We start from the raw sequence: 26412 nt of genomic DNA, 5'->3' as shown, positions 1-26412 counted from the left end.
TCTATAAGGAATGAATGAACACTAAGGCAATGGCCAGTGGGCAAATGAACTTAATGTACCAAGGCCAAACTTTCCAAAACCAACTAGCTGCAATGTCAGGGCTACCAGATTCAATTTCTTTAAGTAACGCACTGCGGTTCCAGAGCCAGCCTACGAATACACAACAAAACATGCCTAGTAGTGGTTGACCAAACTGTGTCGTAGCACTGACCACTAAGCCAAATAAGGTATTGAAGTTAAAAATGATGGTAAAGCTGACAATGGTGATCAGTACACCAATAATCCATGTTGCTTGAATGCGTTTTAGTGCAAACTTTTCTACGGCGTATGACACTGGAGCTTCAAGCATTGAAATAGAGGAAGTCAACGCTGCAATACTCATCAATGCAAAGAATGCAAATCCAACAAATAGCCCCATTTGTCCCATACTGCTAAATAACGCAGGTAACACTTGAAATACCAAGGTATCTTCAGAGAGTAGGGAGCCATCGGCAGCGAATATTTCAACCCCTTGCGCCTGAGCTACATACATCGCTGGAATAATAAGTAATCCCGCGACAAAAGCAATGAGAACATCGATGAGTGTTACATAGGCGCCTAAAGATACTAAATTTTCTTTTTTACTAATGTAAGAGCCGTAAATGATCATGACACTGGTGCCAAGAGATAGAGAAAAGAAGGCCTGGCCTAATGCGCTCACTAATAAATCAGGGTTTAAAATGGATGAGAAATCAGGGATCAAATAGGCTTTAAGACCATCACTCGCGCCATCTTGCATTAGTACGTAAACGATAAGCAGAAATAGAATACTAAGCAGCGCAGGCATTAGCCTTTTTGACCACTTTTCAATACCGTTTTCGACTCCTTTACTGATAATAGAAATTGTCAAAATGATAAAGAGTGACGTAAAAATGAGATCTCGGTTTAACGACTGTGTGTTTAACCAGCTGGTCACATTGGTTGTACCGGTAAGCTTAGTCAAGGGTTCAAGTGTTGCGCTGAACATCCATCCAGCAACGATTGCGTAGAAGCTGAGAATTAGACCTGCACAAATAATACCGCCGAACCCGACAAAAAACGCGAAGCGTTTATGAATGGGCCTATCCGATAATTTTTGCAATGAAGATACCGCATTAGCTTGGCCGTGTCGGCCAATAACGAGTTCAGCCATTAAGGCTGGATATGCGAGACAAAAAGCCAGAATTAAGTAGACGAGCACGAATGCGGCACCACCGTTGCTCGCTGTTTGTGTTGGAAAGCCCCAAATATTGCCAAGACCGACAGCTGAACCTGCTGCGGCCATAATGAAACCAAAGCGAGAGCTAAACTCTCCGCGTACACTGCTCATATTGTTTATACTTCTCTATTTTTATAACGGCGCCCACAATTTACTGTAATTAATAGTAAATAAAAAGTGCTAATTACATTGAAACTACCATGATCTAGAACAAAAGTAGATAGCAGCGCATACTGTAATGTTTAAGCTGCGAAAATCTGTGTTCTAAAATACATAAAAATGTTTATCTATCATTGATTTGAGCTGTTGCTGAGATGTGGGTGTTGAAGTATATTTACACTGCTTTATTTGGTTTACAGTTGATACTTAATGTGAACTTTGCGCCACCAAGTGTCTCAGATTGCGATACTGATGCTTTACCGTGGTGCCAGTCAACCACTTTCGCAACGATTGCAAGGCCTAATCCGTATCCTTTCTCATCACGGTTACGGTGGTTTTGTTCTTGGAAAAATGGACTAAATACTTTATGCCAATTATTTGGGGCTATACCAGGCCCGTCATCTTCTACGTCGATTAATATTAATTGCTCATGTTGTTGTACTCTGACCAAAATATTACGAGATGCAAACTCACACGCATTACTGAGTAGGTTGGTAATGGCACGCGCGAGCCAATGTAAGTCGGCATATAAGTATACTTGCGGGTCAACATCGTAGCTTCCGATGAGGTCAGCTTTAGTAAGCTTTGGTTGTATTTGGTCTATGAGTGCAGCTATGTAGGTTTGTGCCTGTGTCGATTCAAAAGTCAGCAAATGTGCTTTTTGCTCAAGTGTTGCAAACGACAAATAGCTTGCCAGCATGTCTTCCATTTGATCTAAATCGTTTTCCATACGTACTAAAATAGAACGAACTTGATTTAAATCTGGTTCTTCTATGGCGGCGTCTAATCCAAAACGCAAGCATGCCACAGGCGTACGTATATCGTGGGATAAACTTGATGCCATGAGTTTATTTTCAGCAAGCAGCTTGTCAATTTGGTTCGCCATTCGATTAAAGGTAAGTTCTACATCTTTAATATACGTGAAGTGGTTTACTTTGATGCGAGCACTTAAGTCACCACTGGCAAATTGCTTAGCGGCTTCTGTGAGTACGGATAGCCTTTTAGCCAGAGGAGACAAAATAAACCACATAAATCCACATACCCCAGCATAAAAAAGCAAGGTAAGTAGCACATCGTTACTTTGCTCGAGTTCTGGTTTTTGTAGTCTTAATTCAAGGTAATCAGGGAGTAAATTATCATGGGTTTTCAATAAATAAAAGCCCAATTCATCCTCAAGAACAAGCTCTTTTTTCAGGGCCATTTGCTGCTTTAGCTCATGAGGTAAGGCGAGCGTGTCACCTTGTTTATACGTTAGAGTTACGTCAAAATCAGCACTTAGACGTTTGGCAAACGAGGCGCGTTGGTGCTCCGGTTGCCTGGCTATTTGCAATGCAAAGCCACCCGTTAAAGTGCTTTGCCAACCAAAACTATCTTCAGTTGGCGCTGTTTGTTGATTGAGCGTATCAATAAGCCAACCCAACACAACAATGGATACAAGTGCGCTTGTTAATAAATATAAGTAGAGTTTCTTCACTGAATTAAATTACCATGCACTGGGCACCATCAAATAACCTTTTCCCCAAATGGTTTTTATTTTTTCAGGTTGCTGTGGATCGTCATTGAACTTCTTGCGAAGTGCTGAAATTAAAACATCGACACTGCGGTCGAGACCGTCGTATTCTCGACCTTTGGTCGCTTTAAAGACTGAGTCTCTAGATACTACCTCACCTGCATTTGAAGCAAGGAAATGTAATAACAAATACTCGGCACTTGAAATGTTGACTTCAATACCTTGCAATGAAACTTTCCGGGCTTGAGTGTCTATACTTAAATTACCGACATTGATAACGTTGGAATCATTATTTTCTATTACCTTAGTTTCTTGTGCTGCGCGTAACATGGCTTTGATTCGAGCAAGCAGGGCACGAGGCCTTACTGGTTTTATAACGTAGTCACTGGCGCCAACTTCAAGGCCAATAACTTCATCCATTTCTTCATCTCGTGCTGTTAGCATAATGATAGGTTGGTGGTAGAATTGTCGTAATTCTCTACAAACGCTAATACCATCTTGACCAGGTAGCATGACATCGAGTAGCACAATATCAGGTGTTAGAGACTTAACCATTGCAACAACTTTGTCTCCTCGCTCACAAACATGTGTCGTATAACCTTGGTTATTTAAGTAGTCGGCAACCCATTGTGCAAGGGATGCGTCATCTTCTACTAATAAAATTGTGCCGTAATTGTCCATTAAAATAATCTCCAACGTCTTTTTTTCTGACGGTTCTTATAAACCCATTGCACATGTACTTGAGTTTGCCCAAGTATGGCGCCGGTGTCACTATTTATTAATTGATATTCGTGTGTTTTCTGTTGATTAAATTCGTGCTCGACATGCCCACTTTTTGCAGCCTGCCAACAATAAAGCACACTTTCGCTATTGCTACTTTTTAAACAGTAGTTCGCTGCAATGGGCAAGTCCCAACTAAAAGTTAGTTGGGCATAGCAGTTTCGGCCTTTTCTAAGCGCTATACAGCGCTCAGGTTGTACCAAAAGAGTCGGCGGTATTGGGATTGCAGCCTCTGGTGTGAGTTGCACCAAGAACAAGACAGACAAGCTATTAAAATACATATCTTACGCCAACCTTGGCTTTGTGGTGGTAATATTGTCTGATTATAGGGCTGTTATAGATATCTTCGGAATACAGAGTTGACATCCACCCTGCAAGGAAAATCCAATGTTCATTGAGTGGATATTCAGCATGAAGCTCGGTGACAAGACTAAAAGAAGTATTCGCACTATAACTCGGCCTAAAGGGGGTCACTTCATTAGGCGTAATGCCAAAATAATAGTCGGTGAATTCTGGAGAATATGCATTTAGACCAACAGCTGCTCGAAACTCCCAGTTTCTCCAAGGTGTAATATGACTGAAAAATGAAGACAGTATCCAGCCATTATGGGCATTGGAAATGTCATTGAGTAGTTCGATTGAAAATAATGAGTCGGAAAATCGTTTGCTTAAACGTAACCCTGCATTATAGTCATATGCTCGTGCATTAATACCAGCTAATTCGGGCAGCACATCGAGTTTATAAAGCTCTAACCCTGTTTCATTAAATCCTTTTTGAATTTGCGTACCGATAATATCTAATTGCCATGTGTTAATGCTAGGTAGCGTATAGCCAATGATAAACCCACCACTTAGCTGGCTGTTATCTATATCAACAAACAGATTGTCATAGGATAGGGAAAGTGTAAGTTCGAGTTCAAAGCCCTTATTGTTACTGGGCATACCAATTAAGTACGGGTCCTCAATGTAGGCGCTTGCACCAAAAGTCCAATCCCACGCAAATCCATCAGAGGGAAGCAGAGTATTATCCGAATATAATCGACTTGACGCAGACACGGTACAGGCGCTAAACATAAGTAAACTAATTAAAGTTTTGAAAAACAGCTGCATAATGGTCACCAAACTAATGTTGGTCACCATTATAGGATGTTTTCAGGAGTATTAACTGTAAGAAATTGTATGTATTACTGAATGTTTATTTTATCGATAAGTAAGTTGGTCAATGATGTTTGCATGGCACTACTAAGGGCACTGACTTCTGTTTCAGTGCAAGCGCCAGCAATTTTAGTAGGTTGGCTAATTACCGTTTTAACATCATAAGCAGGAGGCGTGATATTTTGGTTAAAACGGGCTTTACGAGCGGTTTCGGTATTGTGTTTTACGATGAATGCAATAACGGCGTGTTCATTGGTGATTTTTTCTGTTTTAGTATAATTAAGCTGCAGTGGTATCGCTTGGAAGCTTGCGCTATCAATGGATGATTTGGCGAACCATACAACGTCAGACGACGCCTGATGGGTTAATCGCATGCTGACTGACGCGATGATGTTTGTACATTGGTAACTGGGCACTTGCTGGGCTAGTTGTGTAAAAAAAGCGTGTGGTTTGCGAGGTTGGTTAAGTGTGTAAGTTTTTTCTGACCCAAACTCTAAATCTAATTGGTGAATTGTTAGTATGTAATCAGCTTTACTCGTGGTTACTATTTTTAAATTTTTCTTATTGAGTGCAGCTATGAGGTGAGCTTTTAAAGTATCAGTCATGCCAACCTTATCTGAGACGATACGAACTGTGTTGTTTTTTTCTATTGGATGAGCAGGTAGTTGTACTGACTTAATACGCGCGGAGTCTAACTCCGTTGTGTAACTTAGTTGGTAAACCTCTTTTGTCAGCAATGGTTTTGCTGGGATATTGAGCTTTGGTGCCAGCTTTTTTGTTGACGCGCAGCCAAATGTAAAAGACAAAATAATAAAACAGAAAAATAACCGCATCCAAATACCTCAATCGCGTTAATATAGTTATACAGCCTTACAAACAAGGTAGAACTTCGTGTACACTCCCATCACTAAAAAAAGAATGGGTCAATATGAAGTTTCTAGTTCTTGCCATACTTTGGCTATTCACTGCGCCTTCCTTTGCAACGGATGTGGCAAAAAAACAGTGGAACCAATTTTTGAACAGCTATTCTAAGCAAGTCGAGCGTAAACTCAAAGAAAAATCAATTCCTGGGGCTGCATTAAGTATTGTTCACGGCAAATTTGGTGGTAAAGCACAAGGGTATGGCCGTACTAGAGTAAAAAACGGGCAGAAAGTGAATATTCACACACGCTTTAGATTGGCTTCAGTGTCAAAAACCTTTGCTGGTTCTTTAAGTGCTAAATTGGTCAGTGAAAATCGAATTTCTCTAGATGACAAAGTAAGTGAGTATTTACCTTTATTTGCGTTGTCTGAGTATAAACATCTCAAGCTGTATCATTTGCTCAGCCACTCAAGTGGATTGGTGCCCAATGCGTACGATAATTTAATTGAATCTAGAATGCGATATGAGAAAATTGTCGAGCGTTTAGTCTCTGTGGATAAAATTTGCAATCCGGGGCAATGTTATGGATATCAGAACGTTATGTTTAGTGTGATATCAGACGTCATTTATAGAGCGACGGGGATCACTTACGAGCAATGGCTTGAAGAGTTTATATTTGCACCGTTAAATATGAATGATGGTGGGGTTGGTTTAGATAATATGACTCAAGACCAGAATTACGCATTGCCTCATGTTTTAGGGCGCAAGCGTTGGCATACCGCAAAGTTAAAAACAAACTATTACAAAGTGACACCTGCTGCGGGTATTAATGCCAGTGCTGCTGATATGATTCAGTGGCTTAAGTTACAGCTTGGTTATTACCCTGATGTTCTATCTTTAGATGCATTGGTGATCCAAAGTCGCCCGTATACACGTACAAAGAGGGAGCTAAGGCGAAGAATCTGGCGAGATTATATTACGCAAGCATATTATGGGTTAGGGTGGCGTATTTATGAATTTGAAGGCGTTACTCTTTACTACCACAGTGGTTGGGTACAAGGCTATAGAACAGATGTTGTGGTCATCCCTGAGTATGACATTGGATTTAGTTTACTGTTAAACGCTGAAAGTGGTGTTATTAACGAGCTTACAACCGATTTTATTAGGCAAGCCATTAAAGTAGCGCAGACTACGCCACAGGAATGAGCCGTGGCGTTTTCGAGTTATGTGCGAGGTAACTGAATCTTTTTTTCTTCACTTTGGCGATACAAAATAATGACATGACCAATAGTTTGCACTTTATAAGCTTTAGTTTCTCTTACGATAGCGTCGAAAATCAGTTGTTTTGTTTCACGATCGTTAGTTGGTACTTTTACTTTGATTAGTTCATGAATGCTTAGTGAGTGGTCAATTTCCATGACGACACCTTCAGTTAAACCGTTTGCGCCAAGTAAAACAACGGGTTTTAACGGGTGTGCTAGTCCTTTTAAGTACTGCTTTTGTTTATTTGATAAAGTCATATTGGTACAATTTACTAAATGTAGGCTTGAATTATTGGTATTCTACCGCCATCTAGACAATATTACTAATGAGTTGCAGCGAATAATGACAAATAAAAAACACTCAGCGAGTTCTCAGCGCTGGTTAAAAGAGCATGTTGATGACCCTTATGTTCAAGAGGCACAAAAACGAGGCTTTCGTTCTCGTGCCGTCTTTAAGTTAGAAGAAGTGCAACAAAGGGATAAATTAATAAAGCCTGGCATGAGTGTTGTCGACCTTGGAGCTGCTCCTGGGAGTTGGTCACAATATCTAGCCGAGCAAGTTGGATCCAAAGGGCAAGTCATCGCATGTGATATTTTGCCTATGGATTCATTACCCGGTGTTGATTTTTTGCAAGGTGATTTTCGTGAAGAGGCGGTTTTGGACGCTTTACTAAATCGTATAGGCGGGAAAAATGTTGATGTGGTATTCTCTGACATGGCACCTAATATGAGTGGTAACATGTCGACGGATCAGGCCGGTAGCATGTATTTGGTAGAACTTGCACTTGATATGTGTCATCAAGTTTTAAGGAAAAATGGGGCATTTGCAGTGAAAGTGTTTCAAGGCGAGAGTTTTGATCAGTTTGTTCAAGAAGTACGAAAATGCTTCAATGTGGTAAAGATACGTAAACCAAAAGCGTCTAGACCCCGTTCTAGAGAAGTATATATAGTGGCGACAGGCTACAAACTGTAGTACAGTTGGACAGCATTAAGTTGAATTTAAACAATTTTGAATACAAGAGGTTAACCCCTTGAGCGATATGGCAAAGAATTTAATACTCTGGTTGGTTATAGCAGTTGTGCTAATGACCGTGTTTCAGGGCTTCAATGGCGGCGATCAAATTGATCGTCAAACGAGTTATACACAATTTGTGAAAGAAGTGCGCAGCGGTGCAATTCGAGATGTTAACGTTGACCGTTATACAGGTACTATTACTGGTATAAAGGGAAATGGCGAACGTTTTCAAACGATTATACCTATGCAAGATTCAGATCTCATTAATGACTTACTTAAAAATGATGTGAACGTTAAAGGCGTAAAGCCAGAAGAGCAATCTTTTTTGGCTAACATCTTTATTTCTTGGTTCCCGATGTTATTACTGATCGGCGTATGGATTTTCTTTATGCGTCAAATGCAAGGTGGTGGCGGTAAGGGCGCAATGTCTTTTGGTAAAAGTAAAGCGCGCTTAATGAGCGAAGACCAAGTGAAAACGACGTTCGCAGATGTTGCCGGATGTGATGAAGCTAAAGAAGATGTTACTGAATTGGTCGATTTTTTACGAGATCCATCAAAGTTCCAAAAATTAGGCGGCAGTATTCCTAAAGGCGTACTGATGGTAGGCCCTCCTGGAACGGGTAAAACATTGTTAGCAAAGGCTGTTGCTGGAGAAGCTAAAGTGCCTTTCTTTACAATATCGGGCTCTGATTTTGTTGAGATGTTTGTTGGTGTGGGTGCGTCTCGCGTAAGAGATATGTTCGAGCAAGCTAAAAAAGCAGCGCCTTGTATTATCTTTATTGATGAGATTGATGCTGTTGGCCGAAAACGTGGCGCTGGTATGGGTGGAGGTCACGATGAGCGTGAACAAACACTTAACCAAATGCTGGTGGAAATGGATGGTTTTGAAGGCAATGAAGGCATAATTGTTATTGCTGCGACTAACCGACCAGATGTACTTGACCCAGCGTTGCTAAGACCTGGCCGATTTGATAGACAAGTTGTTGTTGGATTACCTGATATCCGTGGTCGTGAGCAAATTTTGAATGTTCATATGCGTAAAGTGCCGTTAGATGACAATGTTGAGTCTTCGGTAATCGCACGTGGTACCCCAGGTTTTTCTGGTGCAGACTTAGCTAATTTAGTTAATGAAGCCGCTTTATTTGCAGCGCGTGGAAATAAGCGCAAGGTAAGTATGGCGGAGTTTGATGCTGCAAAAGATAAAATAATGATGGGTGCTGAACGTAAGTCCATGGTAATGAGCGAGCATGAGAAAGAGATGACCGCTTACCATGAAGCTGGACATGCAATTGTTGGTCGATTAGTGCCTGAGCATGACCCAGTATATAAAGTATCCATAATTCCCCGAGGTCGTGCATTAGGTGTCACTATGTACTTACCAGAACAAGATAGAGTGAGTCATTCTAAAGAGCATTTGGAGTCGATGCTATCTAGCCTCTATGGTGGTCGTATCGCAGAAGCTCTTATCTACGGTGATGATAAAGTAACAACTGGAGCAAGTAATGATATTGAACGTGCAACAGATATTGCGAAAAAAATGGTCACTCAGTGGGGGTTAAGTAACAAGCTTGGTCCACAAATGTACATGGAAGATCAGAATGAAATGTACATGGGTGGTGGCTCACAACGTATGTCTGGCATGTCGGATGAGACGGCCAAATTGATTGACTCTGAGATTAAAGGTTTTGTGACGCGTAACTATGATAGAGCAGAGCAGATTCTAAAAGATAATATGGATGTGCTTCATAGCATGAAAGACGCACTTATGAAGTATGAAACAATTGATGCGCTTCAGATTGATGACTTAATGGCTCGCATAGAGGTGAGACCTCCACGTGATGCACATGACATTAAGCCGAAAGCAAAACCGTCTAAATCTGATGGTGATGCGAAAGATACAGAAAAAAAGCCAACTTCTGATTCTGAATCAAGTACAGAGCTTGATGATAGTCCGGAATAACGGTTAAAATGCCCAGCAATGAAAAAGCCCCGTATATTCGGGGCTTTTTAATATTAAATAAATATAGAAGCCTGAATTTCGAGTAAAGTGATTATTATACTAACTACTTTACTGGTGGGGTTGTTATTAAGCTAGGGTACATCATGACTACGTTAACTTTACCTCGGGATCGAGCCTTACATCTGACTGTGCCTCAAGTGATGGGGATAATTAACGTAACACCCGATTCATTTTCTGATGGCGGTGCTTACCTCACTACTGGACATGCCGTAGAACAAGCCAAAGTATTACTAAAGCAAGGTGCAACTATTTTAGATATTGGTGGTGAATCTACGCGGCCCGGCGCACCAGATGTTACCTGTGAAGAGGAATTAAAAAGGGTTATCCCCGTGATTACTGCGATTAGAGATGTTTCTGATTGCGTGATTTCAATTGATACGAGTAAAGCGCAGGTAATGGAAGCTGCAATTGAATCTGGTGCAGATATTATCAATGATGTACGTGCATTACAGGAACCAAATGCATTACAGGTAGCTGCAAAATATTCAGATGTCCCCATTTGTTTAATGCATATGCAGGGTAAACCAAGAACCATGCAAGCAAATCCATCTTACGTTGACTTATTTGGAGAAGTAAAAGCGTTTTTTGAGCAACGTATTGCGGCTTGTGAGCAAGTCGGAATAGCTAAGGAGCGGTTGATCCTTGATCCAGGGTTTGGTTTTGGCAAAAGCTTGGCACATAATTTTAGTTTGCTCGGTGAATTTGAACAATTTACTCAGCTTAAACTACCCTTACTGGCGGGTTTATCACGCAAATCTATGTTTGGTCAATTATTAAATCGAGAAACTGACGCGCGTATTGCTGCGAGTTTGGCTGGTGCTTTACTCTGTGCACAGCAAGGCGCGAACATTATCAGGGTTCACGATGTTCAGGAAACCGCTGATGTTTTAAATGTATGGCATGCAGCTAGAAATGGAGTAACTTTATGACAACAAGAAAATATTTTGGTACTGATGGTGTAAGAGGTTTAGTCGGTGAATATCCAATTACGCCTGAATTTGCATTGAAATTGGGCTGGGCTGCAGGAAAAGTATTATCTAAATCTGGAACGAAAAAAGTCATTATAGGTAAAGACACGCGGATCTCGGGCTATTTATTAGAAACTTCGTTGGAAGCAGGGCTTATCGCGGCTGGAATAGATGTGGTTTTATTAGGGCCGATGCCTACACCTGCAGTGGCTTACTTAACACAAACTTTTCGTGCAGAAGCGGGTATTGTGATCAGTGCGTCGCATAATCCATATCATGACAATGGGATTAAATTTTTTAGTGGCAATGGACTCAAACTTGCGGATTCAGTTGAGCTTGAAATTGAAGCAATGTTGGATGATAAAATGACTTGTGTGCCATCGGAGCAACTAGGAAAAGCACACCGACTAGATAATGCTGATGGACGTTATATTGAATTTTGTAAAGGTCAATTCCCAAATGACTTGTCTTTGGAAGGGATTAAAATAGTACTCGACTGCGCAAACGGGGCGACTTATCATATTGCACCAGCTGTTATGCGAGAATTAGGTGCATCGGTAATCTGCCACGCATGCGAACCTGATGGTGTTAATATAAACCTCAATTGTGGTGCGACACATGTTGATAGTTTAAAGCGTCAGGTACTTGAACATGGTGCTGATGTCGGTATTGCCTATGATGGTGATGGCGATAGAGTGATGATGGTTGATCATAATGGTCGAGTGTTTGACGGCGATGATATTGTGTATATTATCGCATGCCAAGCTTTTGAACAGGGCACCTTAGGTGGGGGCGTTGTTGGTACTGTTATGTCTAATATGGGATTAGAGAACGCGCTTAAGGCTAAAGGCATTGATTTTGCTCGTAGTAAGGTTGGTGACCGCTATGTGATGGAATTATTGGCTAAAAACGGTTGGAAAATTGGCGGAGAAAGCTCTGGGCATGTATTGAACCTCGACTTAATCAGTACAGGTGACGGTATTGCCTCAAGTCTGCAAGTCTTGGCCGCGATGGTTTCACAAAATAAAACATTACAAGATTTAGGGCAAGGGTTTGTCAAATACCCTATGAAAATGATTAATGTTAGGTATTCTGTGGCGACGGACCCTACCTTAGACCCAAAAGTATTGGCTGTGGTTGAAAGTGTCGAAAATGAACTAGCAGGTAAAGGTCGTGTTTTATTACGAAAGTCAGGAACAGAACCTGTGATAAGAGTCATGGTTGAAGCCGAGCAAGAGAAGCAAGTAATCGATTTTGCTCAAAAAATTGCTGAAGTTGTTGAAACTGTGAGCAATTAACCAATTATTTTATTTTATATCTTGTAACTTAGGGTGAGTCGAGTTAGTATCTCACCCGCTTTAGAATGCGGAGTATCGAATGGCGCAGCGTAAGCCAATAGTTGCTGGTAACTGGAAAATGAACGGCTCAGTCGAGCTTGTATCTGAAATCAGTACGGCAATAAACGAGTGCAAAAACGAACAAGTTGACATAATTATATTTCCACCAGCACCTTTATTATTGAAAGTGGTTGAGTCAGGAATAAGTGTTGGAACTCAAACGGTTTCTGAGTTCAACTCAGGCGCTTTTACTGGCGAATTGAGTGCAGAACTAGCTAAACAACTTGGGGCTACGCATACGTTGGTCGGTCATTCTGAAAGACGCATTATTTTCGGCGAAAGCAATGAATCAGTTGCTGATAAGTTTGCTAAAGCACAAGAGAATGGGCTAATTCCTATTCTGTGTGTTGGTGAAACAGAGCAGCAAAGAGATGCTGAAGAAACTGAGATGGTTGTTGCAGAGCAAATTAATGCAGTAATTTCCAAATTAGGTATAGCAGCGCTCTTAAATTCTGTGCTAGCATACGAACCCGTTTGGGCAATTGGAACCGGTAAAACGGCGACACCAGAACAAGCACAGGCTGTACACAAGTTTATTCGCGATATGCTAAGCAAGCAAAGTGAGCATGTTGGAGATACACTGCAAATTCTTTACGGTGGCAGTGTTAACGATAAAAACAGTAAAAGCTTATTTATACAACCAGATATAGACGGTGGCCTTATTGGCGGCGCAAGTCTTAAAGCAGATGCATTTTTGAGCATTTGCAATAGTGCATTAGGGAACGTATAGCATGTACGAAATATTATTGGTAATTTATTTAATTGTGGCATTAGCACTTATTGGTATGGTGTTAGTGCAGCAAGGTAAAGGTGCCGACATGGGATCATCATTTGGAGCAGGTGCGTCAGCAACTGTTTTTGGGTCATCTGGTGCGGGTAACTTTATGACAAAAACAACCACAGTTCTAGCAACTGTGTTTTTTGTACTGAGTATTGTTTTAGGTAATTTGACTGCGGGTCAAATTAAAAAGACGGATGAGTGGGAAAATCTTGAAGCACCTGTAGAAGCTATTGTAGCTCCAGCAGCGTCAGATGTACCGGCATCTACTGAAGGTAATAATACTTCGGACGTACCAAATTAATAAAGATTGGTAGCCTATAGTTACTCGGTTGTTTAACTCCTCAGTTAAACATTAGAGCCGGAAAATATGCGGATGTGGTGGAATTGGTAGACACGCTACCTTGAGGGGGTAGTGCTTTCGGGCGTGGGGGTTCAAGTCCCCCCATCCGCACCAAATTAGAGTTTTTTAACAACTCATTCAAAGAACCCGATATACTTATCGGGTTTTTGTTTTCAGTAGTTTTGTAATAACGGTTTGCTTTACTGGTGAAACACAGTTTTTTCTTTATGATTTCATATACTTCAATTATGCTATAACAATATTCCTTTAGTTGTTACCGATCGTGATATTTATAACGCCATTAATATTTAAGTATTTCACGCCTTACATCTGTACCACCATTAGCGATACAGGGATAGTGTTAGATAGCCAAACAGGTCAGTCTGAATCATACCAATGGGCTCGTTTGAACACCCCTCCCATGATTGAATATAAGCGGTTTGTTCACTATTTAGTGATCCGACATGGTCAGACAACAACAAAAATTCCTTTAAAAATAGAAAAACCAGATGAACTTAAGTGTTTTCTACAAAAAGCTTGGGCTGTTGCGCACCGAGGTGAATTATGTGACCGGATCAGAAAACTAGAAACACTACTAAAAGTCAGATATTTGTCACACGGTCTATACGATATGGTTAGATCAGCCGTTGCGCCGTTTAGTGAGCAATGGTTACCTTGGGCGGCTCAGTTAACGTTTGACCACAATTTAACAGATGCGATTATGACTTTAACGGAATTGGACTCTTGGTCTGAGCAAGATCTGAGTGAATTTAAAGAAGCATATGTCAATTATAAATTATCTGAGCATGAGGCGTTTTTTGACACAGTTGAAAGCCAGCCTTTGACCGCTGCTCAGCGACGTGCCTGCGTAATTCAAGATGAGCGGCAATTATTACTGGCCGGAGCTGGCACCGGAAAAACCAGTGTGATGGTGGCTAAAGCTCAGTATTTGTTTTACACCCGACAAGCATATGCAAAACAAGTATTATTATTGGCTTATGGTAAGCAAGCAGCACAAGAAATGTTCAACAGAGCAAGTCATTATCCTACCTTCCCTGACTGTATGACTTTCCATAAACTAGGTTTACATATTATTGAAAGTGTAGAAGGGGTGATCCCTAAAGTGTCAGAGCTTGCTCAAGATGAGATAAGTAAACGGGCGTTTGTTAGGGAAACCATTTTACTCTTGAGTCAAGAGGAGCAATATAGGCTCCATTTAATAAGGTATGTTAAACAAGTTCAACATGCTGATATTGTTGATATTCATGATTATTTAGATAGCTCGAAGGGTAAGCGACTCATTAGTGACTTTAGTACATCACTTGGTTTACTTAAATGTAGACATGCTACGACTAGTCTTGCAAAACTAGAGAGTCAGTTCAACGAATCATTGGCTTGTGTTAGACCTATTTTAGCAGAGTATACTTTATATTTAAGTAATGAAGGAGCCATTGATTTTGAAGATATGATCATTCAGTCTATTGATTATGTGCAAAGTAAAAAGTTTATGTCTCCTTGGACACATTTACTTGTCGATGAGTTTCAGGATATTTCTCCGATTCGGGCGAAACTGCTCAAGTCCTTAATTGAACAATCAGAGCGACATTACTTATTTGCAGTTGGTGATGACTGGCAATCAATATATAGATTCAGTGGCGCTGATATTGGGCTTACCACGGACTTTACGCATCACTTTGGTGATGGCACTGTTACTCAGCTAGATAAAACCTTCAGATATCCTCAAGGGATTTTAGACGTAACGAGTCGATTTGTGTGTGCTAATCCAGCACAAATTATGAAACGTATCACAGCACATAATGTTCAACACTGTACACCACTTGTATATGTTGAAGAACCTACAGAGGAGCAGTCATTGTCGCTCACTTTAGAAAATCTAAATGCGCAGGCAGAATGTTCAGTGAGTGTACTGTTGTTGGCACGCTACCATAAGGTGCTACCAAGTAAACAGCAAATAGCTGAGATGAATCATCGTTATCAACACCTACACCTGCGGGTGATGACATTTCATGCTGCAAAAGGTATGGAAGCTGATTATGCCGTGATACTTGGATTAGCCGGTGGTGCCAATGGGTTCCCCGCACAGGGTACAGCGGTGGCATTTTTAGATGCATTACTTCCGGATAAAGAGCCGTTTCCTTACGCAGAAGAGCGACGTTTATTCTATGTGGCATTAACTCGTGCTAAGCAACAGATATACCTGATCATACCGCCAGGAAGCCGCAGTGAGTTTGTGCAAGAGCTAGATAGTTAGTTATTAATTAGTAATTTAGGTGGGCAAATATTGTCGTATTTAGTGAACCACTGCTAAATTTATAACATTCCCTATATATTATGAAATCTAGAGATGGAAACAAGACAGTTTATTTACCAAAATCAGCAATGGGAATCTGCGCCAATTGTTGATGAAAATGTGCAGCTTGTTATAGTCTTTTTTAGTATTTATGACAGAAAGACAACGATATTGAGTTCTTTAGCCAAATACTATCCTAACGCGGAGATTGTGGGCTGTAGCAGTGCGGGGGATATCGCTGCAGCGCAGTTATATGATGATGCGATTGTTATAACCACCTTTACATTTTCAAAAACCTGTATTCGAGTATTTAATCGTTCAATAAGCGATAGTTCATTGCCTAACTTGTGCCAAAAAGCCGTTGAGATGTTAAAGGAGCCGAAACTTAAGTGGTTGATGGTATTGAGCGACGGACATGTTCTTAATGGCAGTGAAGTGGCTGAGTGCTTAGGAGCCGCGTTTGGTAATAATGTGGTAATTACAGGAGGGTTAGCTGGCGATGGAGAGCGCTTTTCAAACACAGCCTTGTGGCATATGACACCGTTGGCAGAAGGGTCTATCATTTTATGCGGCTTTTATTCTGACTCACTGAATGTAAGCTATGCCAGTGTTGGCGGGTGGGATTCTTTTGGCCCAAGTCGAGAAATAACACGGGCAGAAGGAAATCGTTTGTATCAGCTCGATAATGAGCCTGCAATTACATTATATCGTAACTATTTGGGCCCTTATGCGAATGATTTACCGGCATCAGCTTTAAGGTTTCCATTACAAGTTAGAAGCTCGTCCAGTAATCAACCAGTCATAAGAACTATATTGGGTATTGATTATGAAGACAATAGCATGGTGTTTGCTGGAGATATGCCGCAAGGTGGCCAAGCCCAGCTGATGAAAGCAAATTTTGATAGGCTTATTGACGGTGCTAATAGGGCCGTGACCTCGGCTTTAGAAACACCTCACAATACAACCGGTGTCGCATTGTTGATCAGTTGTGTTGGGAGAAAGTTAGTGTTGGGACCGCGGGTGGAAGAGGAGTTAGAGGTGGTGTTTAGTCAATTAACTGATGGGTTTCAAACAATGGGATTTTACTCTTATGGTGAAATTGCGCCAATTCAGGCAGGTGGGCGGTGCCTATTGCATAATCAAACAATGACTGTCACATTAATTTCTGAATAATATGCATCATTTATTGGCTAGATTACTTAAAAAAAGTGGCTTTTCTGGCATAGATTCACCGCAATACGCGCGACTTATTGGCTTATTGTCAGAAGCATTTGAACATGCAGATGAAGATCGCTGGATGCTCGAACATAGCTTGAATTTAACCAGTAAAGAGTTAACTGAAAACAATTTAGAGTTACGGACTAGATTGGTTGATATTGATAAGTATCAACGTAGTTTAGAATTGGCACTGACTAGGCAAAAAGCCATACTGGATGCAAGTCCAGAGGTTGTTGTAGAGTTTAACATTAGTGGTGAGATCACACATATAAATCAAAATGGGTGTAAATTTATCGGCTGTGACGAACATACAGCATTGGCGCTCGATGCAACGCAAGTACTTCACACAATTCTATCCTTGCTGACTTCTCCCGATATTTTTATTGAGCAAATTCAAGCGATGTTTGTATCTAAAAAAGCACAACTTACTGGTAATTTCGAAACAATTCATGGTCAATTCTATGAATATTATAGTGTCCCTGAATTGATTCAGGGGGAGTATATCGGACGAGTATGGTGCTGCCGAGATATTAGCGACCTTAGGGCACAAAAAGTCTTGTTATCACAACAAGCAAATCGTGATTCGCTTACAGGCCTTGCTAATAGGTTTAATATTATAGAAACCGTCAACCGGATGATAAAAAAAGAAAACCCTCAACCATTTGCACTTGTATTGATAGACTTAGATGATTTTAAGAAAATTAATGATAGTTTGGGCCATTTGGCCGGTGATGATGCACTTAAAATTAGCGCTAAGCGGTTAGAGAGAAGAGTCGTTAAACCAGATTTACTCGCGCGACTCGGAGGGGATGAGTTTTTAGTGGTATTAACCACGCAAGACTTACAAGAGATCCACTTGCGTCTGGCGCATATTCTCAGCGCTTTTCATGACCCTATTAAAATCGAAGGTAATTGTTACCAGTTATCACTGAGTGTTGGTGTTGCAACTTATCCTGCTCATGGCGACCAAGTATCTGAGATACTTGGAAAAGCAGATATTGCAATGTATCAAGCAAAAAAGCAGGGTAAGAATCAGTATAAATTATTTGACGCTGCGTTAGAGGAACGCGTTCAGAAAGCAATTTACATCGAAGAACGGTTACGTCAAGCGATTTTATTAAAGCAATTTGAGCTTTATTTTCAGCCGAAAATAGATATCTCCTCGAGAGAAGTTGTATCACTTGAGGCGCTTATACGATGGAATGTAAATGGTCACATGATATTTCCAGATGAGTTCATTCCAATTGCGGAAGACAAAGGGTTGATTGGGAAAATAACAGACTGTGTTTTAGAGATGGCTTGCGAAACGCTGAGCCAGTGGCACGGATTAGCGCATTTAAAAAACCTATCTATCGCAATCAATATTTCAGGCAAAGATATTAGCGTTGATAATTTCTTTGAAAAGCTGGCTGGACTGCTCAAGAGGTATAAATTTGAGCCTAGTTTACTAGAATTAGAGCTGACAGAAAGTGCATTGATTAGTAATCTAGCCAATGTAAAAGATACGCTGATGCATTTAAAAAATTTAGGTATTAAGGTGGCAATTGATGACTTTGGTACCGGTTATTCTTCATTGGCATATTTACAAGCATTAGACATTCATTACTTAAAAATAGATAGACAATTTGTGGCGGCGTTACTTACAGAGCCTAAAGCGGAAGCCATTGTACAGAGTATTATTGATGTAGGGAAAAACTTAGGACTGGGATTAATTGCGGAGGGAGTAGAGCAAGCAGAACATTTAGCAAGATTAGATGCAATGGGCTGCGACCAAGCACAAGGGTATTATATTTGTCGACCATTACCCCTGTCAGAGCTGATTAAATTCATTAGTGGTCAGAGGAAGTGCACTTAGTATTTGCACCATAACGAGCTGCACTTGAGGTTTCTGACGTTTGTCACTTTGGTATTTAGGATTGTTTTGTTATTGTTGATAAAAACACAGAAGGAGAGAAGTATGAGTGGAACAACAATGATATTTTTAATTGTGCTTGTATCTGTAGGTTTTGGCGCATTTAGAGAAATATATATGACTAAACTGGAGTTAAAAAAGCAAAGTAGTAAAGGTGGCAAAGATGTTGATGAACTAAAGTCTGAAATTTCGACTTTACGAGAGCGAGTCGAGGTGCTTGAAAAGTTAGTGACTGATGATGGTTATCAGGTCGCGAAAGATATTAACCGATTATAACTAATAACAATAGAATCGGTAGGAAGGCGCAAAGCCTCCCTTATCTTAACTTATTTACATTACACTTCGTATGAAATGGGGTCTTGAGCATTGTTGAGTGAAAAGGCTTCTAAGCGCTCTTGACACGCTCCACACTTTCCGCAGGCATGCTTTCGACCATTATAGCATGTCCATGTATGGCTATAATCTAGACCCATTTTTAAGCCGTCAGTTAGTATATCGATTTTAGTATTGTTTAAATACGGACTAACAATCTCGACTGCATCATAATTGGCAATGCGACACACATCGTCCATTTTTTTTACAAACTCAGGTCGACAATCAGGGTAAATTGCATGGTCTCCCGAGTGTGCTCCGTAGAAAACCTTACAGGCTTTGATTGATACGGCGTAACCAACTGCCAGAGAAAGTAAGATCATATTTCGATTCGGTACAATGGTACTTTTCATACTCTCTTCTTCATAGTGGCCCTCAGGTACCTCAATATCATCAGTCAGCGATGAACCACCAATAAGTTGGTTGATAGCTGAAATATCAACAATTTTATGAGCGATGTTAAGTTGCTCACATACCTCAGCCGCAACTTCTAGTTCTTTAACGTGGCGTTGGCCATAATTAAACGATAATGCATACACTTCATGCCCAGAACGGACAGCTTTATTTAAAACTGTGTATGAATCCATACCGCCAGAATAAATCACAACAACTTTTTCGCTCATAACTCTTTTGCCTCGATTTTGATAGAGGTTTACTTCAGGGCGCGATATACTACACGGCCGGCGAAAAAATAACAATTTTCATCGGCATTTATTTGAGTTTAGAAAGTTGTATCGGAGCTGTTTTGTACAAAATCAACGAAGTTTTTGAAACTATTCAGGGTGAAGCGAGTTATACGGGCGTCCCATCTATCTTTTTGAGGTTACAGGGCTGTCCAGTAGGCTGTTCATGGTGTGATACTAAGCAAACATGGGATGTAAACACGACATATTTGGTATCACTTGATAAAACAGTTGAGAAAAAAGCAGATTCAGAGCTTTGGGCCGAAGCTTCAGCAGAGCAAGTTGTCAGTTTGTTCAAAGAAAGAGGTTACTTAGCTAAGCATGTTGTGATCACTGGTGGCGAACCTTGCATGTATGACTTAGTGCCATTATGTGAACAATTACATGACGCTGGGTTTTCAACGCAAATTGAAACCAGTGGTACGTTTGACATTAAAGTACCTCAGAGCACCTGGGTCACTGTGTCTCCCAAAATTAATATGCGAGGGGGTTATAAAATTCTGGCTGACGCGATGCAACGTGCCGATGAGATTAAACACCCAGTTGCAATGCAAAAGCATGTTGAAGAACTAGAAGCTTTATTTATAGAAACGGGTGTTACACCGAAATTGGTCTATTTACAGCCAATTAGCCAAAAGGCTAAAGCGACTAAGTTAGCGATAGACACATGTATGAAGAAGAATTGGCGTTTATCGATACAGGTCCATAAATACATTGGCATAAACTAAAGCCTGTTGATATTTGGTGTGTGAATGCTACGAAATCATGGAAAGGGACAGGCACAACGTATTTGGTTGTGCCTTAAATATTAGCTATTTTCGCTAATGTAATCAATAACTACTTGATGATGTTCTTTTGTTTTGAACTTATTAAATACATGCTTAATCGTACCGTTTTGACCGACTAAAAAGCTTAGTCTATGAATACCATCATATTCTTTCCCCATAAACTTTTTGAGTCCCCATACACCAAATGCATCAGCAATTGCGTGATCTTCGTCAGAGAGCAAATCAAAATTTAGTTCTTTTTTAGTTTCGAAATTTTTCAACTTTTTGACCGGATCTGGACTTATGCCCACAGCAACCGTATTTAACTGTGCTAACTGTTGTTTGTGATCCCTCAGTTGCTCAGCTTGTACGGTACAACCCGGCGTGAGCGCTTTTGGGTAAAAGTACACCAGAACTTGCGTGCTGTTTAATAGCGATGCAAGCTCTATGGCTTCACCATTTTGATTATGTAAAGTAAAAAGTGGGGCGTTATCACCCGCTTTGAGTGTATTCATTCAAGTAATCCTTAGCGAATGCGTCTTAGTATATAGTCTACGTCTAAAGTACTGGAAAGATCTTCAAATTTGATCTTAAAAGTATCTACGTCAACATTGGTAGGTATATTTATTTCTAGTTCGCAGCGCATATGTGTATCGGTGCTTTTTTGGTAGGTGTCTGATTTTAAAGAGCATATATTAATGCTTTGTTCAGCAAAGAAACGTGTAACTTTACTTAGGGTACCCGGAGTATCGATACCGTTATATTCAAGTGTATATCCGGCGCTGAAATCTGAGTGATAATGCGTACTTGTGCGTTTCATCATGGTAAGTAAGCCTAGCTCCATACCTTTGACAGGTAAAGTGTGCTCAACACGACTTATGGCCGACATGTCACCACTTAGTAACATTATGAAGGTAAATTCATTGCCTAAAATGGCGATACGGCTGTCAGTAATATTACAATGACAATCACTGACTAATTGCGTCAGTTCACTGACAATACCGGAGCGATCTTCACCGATGGCTGTTAGTACCAATTGTTGGTTTTCAAAAGCAGTCATTCAAGGTGCCTAAAATTGGGTCAGGATTACTCACGAAGCTTCAAACGCTGCAGTAATACGACGAATAATTGATATTTAACCAAAAATAGTAACATAGATACGCCATCAAGGCATGGTTGATTTTGTAATAAGTAGGTTAAATATGCAATAAATGAACGGCTTTCTTGTGTTTAGTAGTTTTGGAAAGTACCATAGTGTCGTTTTTGCGTTTGCAACTAGTGAAGCGCTTTTATTTATGTTTTATCTGTTTAATTAAGACATAATTTTATATTTTACAGTGAACCAAATCAGCATTCCCCACTCATAGTATTGAATTAAAAAATAAAGGGTTTGCTAAGGAGAATAATCAGTGCAGTATTGGATCCCAAAAGCGTTGACAGTTGGCGTGGTTCTTGGTTTATCTGGGTGTAGTGTATTTATAAACGACGCGCACAATAAGCGAAATTATCGTGTTAGCGAGGCCGTTAAAGTTCCGGCGCAATTAGAGCAGCCGTTTCAAGATGATACGTATAAAATGGATGTAGCTCAGTTCAAAAATGATCCCGAGGCTAAGAGTTTCCGTCCTCCTCAGCAAGTATTGACGCTCGCTGCAGGAAGCTGGGTAGAGGAAAATGAAACTGTTGCACGTGTTTATTTTGATAAAAATGATGGAATTGAAGATTTAAATCAGTTTATTTGGCGTTCAGTCGATAACGTCGTAGCAAGTCACCAAAGTCGTATTATCTCAGACCAACGCAATGATGGTGTTGTTGAATTAGATTGGTATTCGTTGATAAAGCCAACAGAAGGTTGGTTTTGGGAAGATTCAGAGGCTGTTTCAGAGCAACGTATTAAATTTGTGATTGAACGTAAAGAGCATCAGCGAACAGCTTCGTTAAAAGCCGAATTGATAGATTACCGCAGTGACACTCGACCTTTGACAGACCTGTTACAGCAACAATTAGAAGTGAGAGCCCTAAACGAGGTGGTTGCTGAGTTTGATTACTTATATCGTTTGTTAGAAGTTGAATTGAGGAAGCAGCAAGGTATTTTGTCACTGAGAATCGGATTTGATGATGACGGTAATGCGGCATTTATCACCGAGCAAAATCATGAAAAAATAATAGATCGGTTTGCTAACTTTCTAGAGCGCGTGAATTTTACTGTGATCCGTATTGATAGAGATACCGGTGCAGTCTCAGTACGCTATGAGAAACCAGAAGACAGCGTATGGGATTCAATTTGGGGAGATGATGTACTTGAGCTGCCAATTGAGAGCGGGGATTATGTGATAACTGTGGCAGCAACTAAAGAAAGTAGTACATCGCTGACATGGCGAGATAGTAACGACGAAGTACTAGATGCTAGTACAATGACGTTGCTACAGGAAACACTACTTTCTGTATTGCGTGATAAAGGGTTAACAATTTAATCACCTTATTTTTGAAAAAGAAAAGAGCTTAGGCTCTTTTCTTTGTTTTTGTAGGCAAATTATAATGACAACACACTCTAGCCGCGCAAAGTCGGTAGATTTACGCACTTTATTCGCTTTTATTGTTCCTTCATTAATAGGTGTTTTCTTATTTATGACACCCGTTGCAATTGGGGAGGCAATGACCATACCCATAGCAGTAATGGCCAAGGCTTTGCAAACATTTGTAGCACCATTTATTAGTGAGGTTATTTTAGCCATTATCACAGTTACCGGAGTGATGAGTTTATTGGTGAAGCTGGTTAAACCTGTGTGGGTGGAAAAATTACCAATCTTAAAACATCTATTTGATGTCAGTTGGATTTGGCTAATTACGCGTTTACTTGGTATGACCTTTATCATCATGACATTCTTTCAAGTAGGGCCAAGCATCATTCACTCCGAACATACCGGTTCTCTGGTGCTAAATGACTTACTCCCTGTTTTATTCTCCGTGTTTGTACTCGCTGGTTTACTCTTACCTTTATTGCTCAATTTTGGCTTATTGGAGTTAGTAGGTACTTTATTAACACGTGTGATGCGTCCGTTATTTGGGGTTCCAGGAAGAAGCGCGGTGAATTGCGTTGCATCTTGGCTTGGTGATGGCAGTGTCGGTATTTTGATGACAGCACGACAATATGAAGACAAATACTATACGCAAAGAGAAGCCGCAATTATTGGCACGACCTTCTCAGCGGTGTCTATTACGTTTTGTTTAGTGGTAATTGGGCAAGTTAAATTAGAACATCTATTTGCTCCATTTTACCTAACGGTATGCTTAGCAGGCTTCGTTGCGGCAATCATTGTACCTAGGTTACCTCCACTTCGCTTCAAGCAAGATGTATATATTGATGGCAGTGCTGTTGATACGGATGCAGAAGCTGTACCAAAAGGGAAGACTTTATTGTCACATGCATTAGATGTCGCTTTAACCAAAGCAAAGAAAGCACCTGGCGTCAAAGGGACGATTCAAGAAGGGCTGAGTAATGCTTTGGATATGGTGTTTGCAGTTTTACCAGTCGTAATGGCGGTGGGAACAATGGCATTAATTATTGCTGAACATACGACGATATTCCAGATATTAGGTACTCCGTTTGTACCTTATTTAGAGTTGCTACAAGTTCCTGAAGCAGCGCAGGCTGCGCAAACAATAGTCGTAGGCTTTGCAGATATGTTTATTCCATCAATTCTTGCCGCCAGTAATATTGAAAGTGATGTGACTCGCTTCATTGTTGCAGCGATGAGTGTTACACAGCTTATCTACATGTCAGAGGTGGGAGCATTGTTGTTGGGTAGTAAAATTCCAGTGAACATTTTTGAGCTATTTGCTATTTTTATTTTGAGGACACTTGTGACGTTACCCATTATTGCAGTGATGGCACATTGGCTGGTGGGTTAGCGTTTTGAAATATGAAAAAAGCGCTTAATCAGCGCTTTTTTTTGTTGTCTCTTTATGTGTCTGTTTTTCTAATTTCTGTTTTACTTCAAATTTAGTTGCATATTTGAGTAAAGCAATATTACTCCAAATTATCCCCAGTACCCCGATAATAATTAAGGTGACTTGCCAAGTTTCTAACTGTTCCATAGTGCTCTCCAGATAGTCAACAACCTTTATTGTACTGCTCAAAATAGTAAAATGGAATTAAGCACAGTAACCTTGAGTATATTTTTAAAATGTACTGAAAATTGTAGCTTTTACGAAGCAATTTATATATTAACTTGATACTATTCACATCTCGGTCAGGCTTATTATTTTAGGCTAAGGTGTATTATTTTTTAGGATGGAGTGAGTAGTCAATCAATGGAACATGTATTAATCTGGCCAGCACAATATCCATTGTTGTTAAGAGGGCTAGCAGAGCAAAATGGGGCCTTTATTTTAGACGCTTTGGAATCGTGGCCAACTTGCGAAACGTCAATCGATGAACAGGGCGTTGAAGCAACCATATTACCGCCTATATTTTACCTGCTGTGGTTAAAGCCATTAGAACCGTTTGAATCATGTTATTTTCAACATATAGACGAATACGATGAGCAACAGCAAGCATATTCTCAACAATTATTCGAGCATCTTGATTCTACTGGTATGACTAGGCAGTCGCTTACGGCGACTTTATTAGGAAGGTTGTTAGAGTATAGTGACTTGCAGCTGCAGATTGATAGTGTGGCCAACCCCAGTTTTTTTGAACTGTTATTACATCGCCGCTATTTTCAAGTCATCAAATGGGGAGTGAAGCAAGGTTTAAAAATGGAAGCTGTAGATGTGTGTAACGCATGGGTGCACGAAGATTTACGAGAAGCAATTATTCACGCTTTACCTAACTGTATTATCGATATTCCTGCAACCACAAAGCGCGCGACACAGAACTTATTAAAGGGAGATGAGTATTACTCTTTACTTAAAGAGTTATGTGACGATGAGGAGTTAACAAGTTTATTAGAGCAGGCGTTGTTAGCACATGTGATGCAAGATCAAGCAAAGCAATCGGTATTGATCGCATTTATTAGCCAAGGTGCTCAAGGACACGCAAAAGATGAGTTAGGTTGCTCTGCATTTATGTGGGCGATTGAAAAAGGTTTTGTGAATGTGGTGGAGCAATTGTTACCATATCAGGATATTAAATGTATAGATGATATGGGGCAAACGTGTTTGCATTATGCTGTTCGCTCAAATTTACCAAGCATGGTTAAAGTGATATTAAATGCAGGGTGTGACCCACATCAAAGGGATGTGTCAGAGCTTACCGCGTATCGATTAGCAATGAAAAATGGTGCATTAGCTGCGAGAAAAGTGCTTGAAGAGTTTGGTGTTATCGAGCTGTCAGAGCAAGCACAGTATAATAAAATTAAGCAAGTTCATGCCTTATATGCTTTGGCTATTTTACTATTACCATTACAGTTATTCTTTTTCTTCCATGACAATTTAAGTACAAAACAAGAATTTGTATGGGGCTCGGCCCTGTTAGGGGTAAGCGTGTTCGTTTTAGCTAGGGGAATTAGGGGAGGGCCTCTTTATCCTTCTCGGGTACATCCTTGGTCACTTAAAGGGCTCAGTGCATTAAGTTGGTTGAGCATTAGCTTACAGGCTATGTTTTCATTGCTGGTGCTGATCACATTGCTCGGTGTCTAACTACATTAGACACCGAGGGTACT

General features: G+C 40.4%; 26 protein-coding genes and 1 tRNA gene. 16 read left to right on the top strand and 11 right to left on the bottom strand.

Features of this window, described 5'->3' with window-relative positions; genetic code table 11:
* Position 1: 1 nt before the first annotated feature.
* The 6 genes from J8L98_RS09470 to J8L98_RS09445 form a co-directional block, all read right to left on the bottom strand.
* Complete coding sequence (locus J8L98_RS09470) at positions 2–1348, bottom strand: sodium-dependent transporter (RefSeq protein WP_192506885.1); 1347 nt, start codon at positions 1346–1348, stop codon at positions 2–4.
* 223 nt (positions 1349–1571) lie between these two features.
* Positions 1572–2870, bottom strand: a complete 1299-nt coding sequence (locus tag J8L98_RS09465) for an ATP-binding protein (protein ID WP_210996210.1) — start codon at positions 2868–2870, stop codon at positions 1572–1574.
* Between the two features lie 9 nt (positions 2871–2879).
* The gene (locus J8L98_RS09460) at positions 2880–3587 is read right to left on the bottom strand and encodes a response regulator transcription factor (RefSeq protein ID WP_210996209.1); all 708 of its coding nucleotides are present in this window, start codon (positions 3585–3587) and stop codon (positions 2880–2882) included.
* Positions 3587–3967 (bottom strand): DUF3019 domain-containing protein, encoded by a 381-nt coding sequence (locus J8L98_RS09455; RefSeq protein ID WP_192506888.1) that lies wholly within the window; start codon positions 3965–3967, stop codon positions 3587–3589. The genes J8L98_RS09460 and J8L98_RS09455 overlap by 1 nt, the downstream gene beginning before the upstream one ends.
* Complete coding sequence (locus J8L98_RS09450) at positions 3957–4796, bottom strand: MipA/OmpV family protein (protein WP_192506889.1); 840 nt, start codon at positions 4794–4796, stop codon at positions 3957–3959. Before J8L98_RS09450 ends, J8L98_RS09455 begins: the two co-directional genes overlap by 11 nt.
* Before the next feature lie 74 nt (positions 4797–4870).
* Positions 4871–5674: a hypothetical protein gene (locus J8L98_RS09445; protein ID WP_192506890.1), complete on the bottom strand. Its 804-nt coding sequence runs from the start codon at positions 5672–5674 to the stop codon at positions 4871–4873.
* Between the two features lie 95 nt (positions 5675–5769).
* On the opposite strand from J8L98_RS09445, the gene J8L98_RS09440 reads away from it, so the two are divergent.
* Entirely contained in the window at positions 5770–6909 is a 1140-nt protein-coding gene (locus tag J8L98_RS09440) for a serine hydrolase domain-containing protein (RefSeq protein WP_210996208.1), read from the top strand.
* A 17-nt stretch (positions 6910–6926) separates the two neighbouring features.
* Here the strand turns inward: J8L98_RS09440 and yhbY are convergent, their stop codons facing one another.
* Positions 6927–7223: a ribosome assembly RNA-binding protein YhbY gene (gene yhbY / locus J8L98_RS09435; protein WP_192506892.1), complete on the bottom strand. Its 297-nt coding sequence runs from the start codon at positions 7221–7223 to the stop codon at positions 6927–6929.
* An 85-nt stretch (positions 7224–7308) separates the two neighbouring features.
* Here yhbY and rlmE point away from each other — a divergent pair, with 85 nt between their 5' ends.
* The 11 genes from rlmE to J8L98_RS09380 all read left to right on the top strand — a co-directional run bounded on the left by rlmE (position 7309) and on the right by J8L98_RS09380 (position 19203).
* Positions 7309–7938, top strand: coding sequence for a 23S rRNA (uridine(2552)-2'-O)-methyltransferase RlmE (gene rlmE / locus J8L98_RS09430; RefSeq protein WP_192506893.1), 630 nt, complete (start codon positions 7309–7311; stop codon positions 7936–7938).
* 67 nt (positions 7939–8005) lie between these two features.
* Positions 8006–9940, top strand: a complete 1935-nt coding sequence (gene ftsH, locus J8L98_RS09425; protein WP_210996207.1) for an ATP-dependent zinc metalloprotease FtsH — start codon at positions 8006–8008, stop codon at positions 9938–9940.
* A gap of 143 nt (positions 9941–10083) precedes the next feature.
* A complete protein-coding gene (folP, locus tag J8L98_RS09420; protein ID WP_210996206.1) occupies positions 10084–10929 on the top strand; it encodes a dihydropteroate synthase in 846 nt (281 codons plus the stop codon).
* Positions 10926–12266: a phosphoglucosamine mutase gene (gene glmM, locus J8L98_RS09415; protein ID WP_192506896.1), complete on the top strand. Its 1341-nt coding sequence runs from the start codon at positions 10926–10928 to the stop codon at positions 12264–12266. The genes folP and glmM overlap by 4 nt, the downstream gene beginning before the upstream one ends.
* Before the next feature lie 79 nt (positions 12267–12345).
* Positions 12346–13095: a triose-phosphate isomerase gene (gene tpiA / locus J8L98_RS09410; protein ID WP_210996205.1), complete on the top strand. Its 750-nt coding sequence runs from the start codon at positions 12346–12348 to the stop codon at positions 13093–13095.
* Between the two features lies 1 nt (position 13096).
* Complete coding sequence (gene secG, locus J8L98_RS09405; RefSeq protein ID WP_210996204.1) at positions 13097–13447, top strand: preprotein translocase subunit SecG; 351 nt, start codon at positions 13097–13099, stop codon at positions 13445–13447.
* 68 nt (positions 13448–13515) lie between these two features.
* A tRNA-Leu gene (locus tag J8L98_RS09400) sits at positions 13516–13600 on the top strand.
* Between the two features lie 244 nt (positions 13601–13844).
* Positions 13845–15758, top strand: coding sequence for a UvrD-helicase domain-containing protein (locus J8L98_RS09395; protein WP_210996203.1), 1914 nt, complete (start codon positions 13845–13847; stop codon positions 15756–15758).
* 93 nt (positions 15759–15851) lie between these two features.
* A complete protein-coding gene (locus J8L98_RS09390; protein WP_210996202.1) occupies positions 15852–16970 on the top strand; it encodes an FIST N-terminal domain-containing protein in 1119 nt (372 codons plus the stop codon).
* A 1-nt stretch (position 16971) separates the two neighbouring features.
* Positions 16972–18870, top strand: a complete 1899-nt coding sequence (locus tag J8L98_RS09385; protein ID WP_210996201.1) for a bifunctional diguanylate cyclase/phosphodiesterase — start codon at positions 16972–16974, stop codon at positions 18868–18870.
* A gap of 102 nt (positions 18871–18972) precedes the next feature.
* Positions 18973–19203, top strand: coding sequence for a hypothetical protein (locus tag J8L98_RS09380; RefSeq protein ID WP_192506902.1), 231 nt, complete (start codon positions 18973–18975; stop codon positions 19201–19203).
* A gap of 59 nt (positions 19204–19262) precedes the next feature.
* On the opposite strand, the gene queC is transcribed toward J8L98_RS09380, so the two are convergent.
* A complete protein-coding gene (gene queC, locus J8L98_RS09375) occupies positions 19263–19922 on the bottom strand; it encodes a 7-cyano-7-deazaguanine synthase QueC (RefSeq protein WP_210996200.1) in 660 nt (219 codons plus the stop codon).
* 122 nt (positions 19923–20044) lie between these two features.
* Between queC and queE the strand changes: the two genes are divergently transcribed.
* Complete coding sequence (gene queE / locus J8L98_RS09370; protein WP_210996199.1) at positions 20045–20710, top strand: 7-carboxy-7-deazaguanine synthase QueE; 666 nt, start codon at positions 20045–20047, stop codon at positions 20708–20710.
* Positions 20711–20790: 80 nt separating this feature from the next.
* On the opposite strand, the gene bcp is transcribed toward queE, so the two are convergent.
* Together bcp and J8L98_RS09360 are read right to left on the bottom strand one after the other, a co-directional pair.
* A complete protein-coding gene (gene bcp, locus J8L98_RS09365; protein WP_210996198.1) occupies positions 20791–21264 on the bottom strand; it encodes a thioredoxin-dependent thiol peroxidase in 474 nt (157 codons plus the stop codon).
* A gap of 11 nt (positions 21265–21275) precedes the next feature.
* Complete coding sequence (locus J8L98_RS09360; RefSeq protein WP_210996197.1) at positions 21276–21809, bottom strand: ACT domain-containing protein; 534 nt, start codon at positions 21807–21809, stop codon at positions 21276–21278.
* 349 nt (positions 21810–22158) lie between these two features.
* Between J8L98_RS09360 and bamC the strand changes: the two genes are divergently transcribed.
* Both bamC and J8L98_RS09350 read left to right on the top strand, forming a co-directional pair.
* Complete coding sequence (bamC, locus tag J8L98_RS09355; RefSeq protein WP_210996196.1) at positions 22159–23220, top strand: outer membrane protein assembly factor BamC; 1062 nt, start codon at positions 22159–22161, stop codon at positions 23218–23220.
* 64 nt (positions 23221–23284) lie between these two features.
* The gene (locus tag J8L98_RS09350; protein WP_210996195.1) at positions 23285–24658 is read left to right on the top strand and encodes a YjiH family protein; all 1374 of its coding nucleotides are present in this window, start codon (positions 23285–23287) and stop codon (positions 24656–24658) included.
* 24 nt (positions 24659–24682) lie between these two features.
* On the opposite strand, the gene J8L98_RS09345 is transcribed toward J8L98_RS09350, so the two are convergent.
* A complete protein-coding gene (locus tag J8L98_RS09345) occupies positions 24683–24844 on the bottom strand; it encodes a DUF2897 family protein (protein ID WP_192506909.1) in 162 nt (53 codons plus the stop codon).
* A 216-nt stretch (positions 24845–25060) separates the two neighbouring features.
* Here J8L98_RS09345 and J8L98_RS09340 point away from each other — a divergent pair, with 216 nt between their 5' ends.
* Positions 25061–26389, top strand: a complete 1329-nt coding sequence (locus tag J8L98_RS09340) for an ankyrin repeat domain-containing protein (protein ID WP_210996194.1) — start codon at positions 25061–25063, stop codon at positions 26387–26389.
* Positions 26390–26412: the final 23 nt, after the last annotated feature.

The organism is Pseudoalteromonas sp. MMG013 (genome assembly GCF_018100885.1).
Classification (GTDB): Bacteria; Pseudomonadota; Gammaproteobacteria; order Enterobacterales; family Alteromonadaceae; genus Pseudoalteromonas; species Pseudoalteromonas aurantia.
The sequence above is the reverse complement of the archived record's forward strand: the minus strand, read 5'-3'. Positions and strand labels throughout refer to the sequence as shown.

Bases quoted from the DNA above. Each gene is read 5' to 3' on its own strand.
- J8L98_RS09470 (WP_192506885.1), bottom strand. From the start codon at position 1,348: ATGAGCAGTGTACGCGGAGAGTTTAGCTCTCGCTTTGGTTTCATTATG.
- J8L98_RS09460 (WP_210996209.1), bottom strand. From the start codon at position 3,587: ATGGACAATTACGGCACAATTTTATTAGTAGAAGATGACGCATCCCTT.
- J8L98_RS09455 (WP_192506888.1), bottom strand. From the start codon at position 3,967: ATGTATTTTAATAGCTTGTCTGTCTTGTTCTTGGTGCAACTCACACCA.
- J8L98_RS09450 (WP_192506889.1), bottom strand. From the start codon at position 4,796: ATGCAGCTGTTTTTCAAAACTTTAATTAGTTTACTTATGTTTAGCGCC.
- J8L98_RS09445 (WP_192506890.1), bottom strand. From the start codon at position 5,674: ATGCGGTTATTTTTCTGTTTTATTATTTTGTCTTTTACATTTGGCTGC.
- J8L98_RS09440 (WP_210996208.1), top strand. From the start codon at position 5,770: ATGAAGTTTCTAGTTCTTGCCATACTTTGGCTATTCACTGCGCCTTCC.
- yhbY (WP_192506892.1), bottom strand. From the start codon at position 7,223: ATGACTTTATCAAATAAACAAAAGCAGTACTTAAAAGGACTAGCACAC.
- rlmE (WP_192506893.1), top strand. From the start codon at position 7,309: ATGACAAATAAAAAACACTCAGCGAGTTCTCAGCGCTGGTTAAAAGAG.
- ftsH (WP_210996207.1), top strand. From the start codon at position 8,006: ATGGCAAAGAATTTAATACTCTGGTTGGTTATAGCAGTTGTGCTAATG.
- folP (WP_210996206.1), top strand. From the start codon at position 10,084: ATGACTACGTTAACTTTACCTCGGGATCGAGCCTTACATCTGACTGTG.
- glmM (WP_192506896.1), top strand. From the start codon at position 10,926: ATGACAACAAGAAAATATTTTGGTACTGATGGTGTAAGAGGTTTAGTC.
- tpiA (WP_210996205.1), top strand. From the start codon at position 12,346: ATGGCGCAGCGTAAGCCAATAGTTGCTGGTAACTGGAAAATGAACGGC.
- secG (WP_210996204.1), top strand. From the start codon at position 13,097: ATGTACGAAATATTATTGGTAATTTATTTAATTGTGGCATTAGCACTT.
- J8L98_RS09390 (WP_210996202.1), top strand. From the start codon at position 15,852: ATGGAAACAAGACAGTTTATTTACCAAAATCAGCAATGGGAATCTGCG.
- J8L98_RS09385 (WP_210996201.1), top strand. From the start codon at position 16,972: ATGCATCATTTATTGGCTAGATTACTTAAAAAAAGTGGCTTTTCTGGC.
- J8L98_RS09380 (WP_192506902.1), top strand. From the start codon at position 18,973: ATGAGTGGAACAACAATGATATTTTTAATTGTGCTTGTATCTGTAGGT.
- queC (WP_210996200.1), bottom strand. From the start codon at position 19,922: ATGAGCGAAAAAGTTGTTGTGATTTATTCTGGCGGTATGGATTCATAC.
- bcp (WP_210996198.1), bottom strand. From the start codon at position 21,264: ATGAATACACTCAAAGCGGGTGATAACGCCCCACTTTTTACTTTACAT.
- J8L98_RS09360 (WP_210996197.1), bottom strand. From the start codon at position 21,809: ATGACTGCTTTTGAAAACCAACAATTGGTACTAACAGCCATCGGTGAA.
- J8L98_RS09350 (WP_210996195.1), top strand. From the start codon at position 23,285: ATGACAACACACTCTAGCCGCGCAAAGTCGGTAGATTTACGCACTTTA.
- J8L98_RS09345 (WP_192506909.1), bottom strand. From the start codon at position 24,844: ATGGAACAGTTAGAAACTTGGCAAGTCACCTTAATTATTATCGGGGTA.
- J8L98_RS09340 (WP_210996194.1), top strand. From the start codon at position 25,061: ATGGAACATGTATTAATCTGGCCAGCACAATATCCATTGTTGTTAAGA.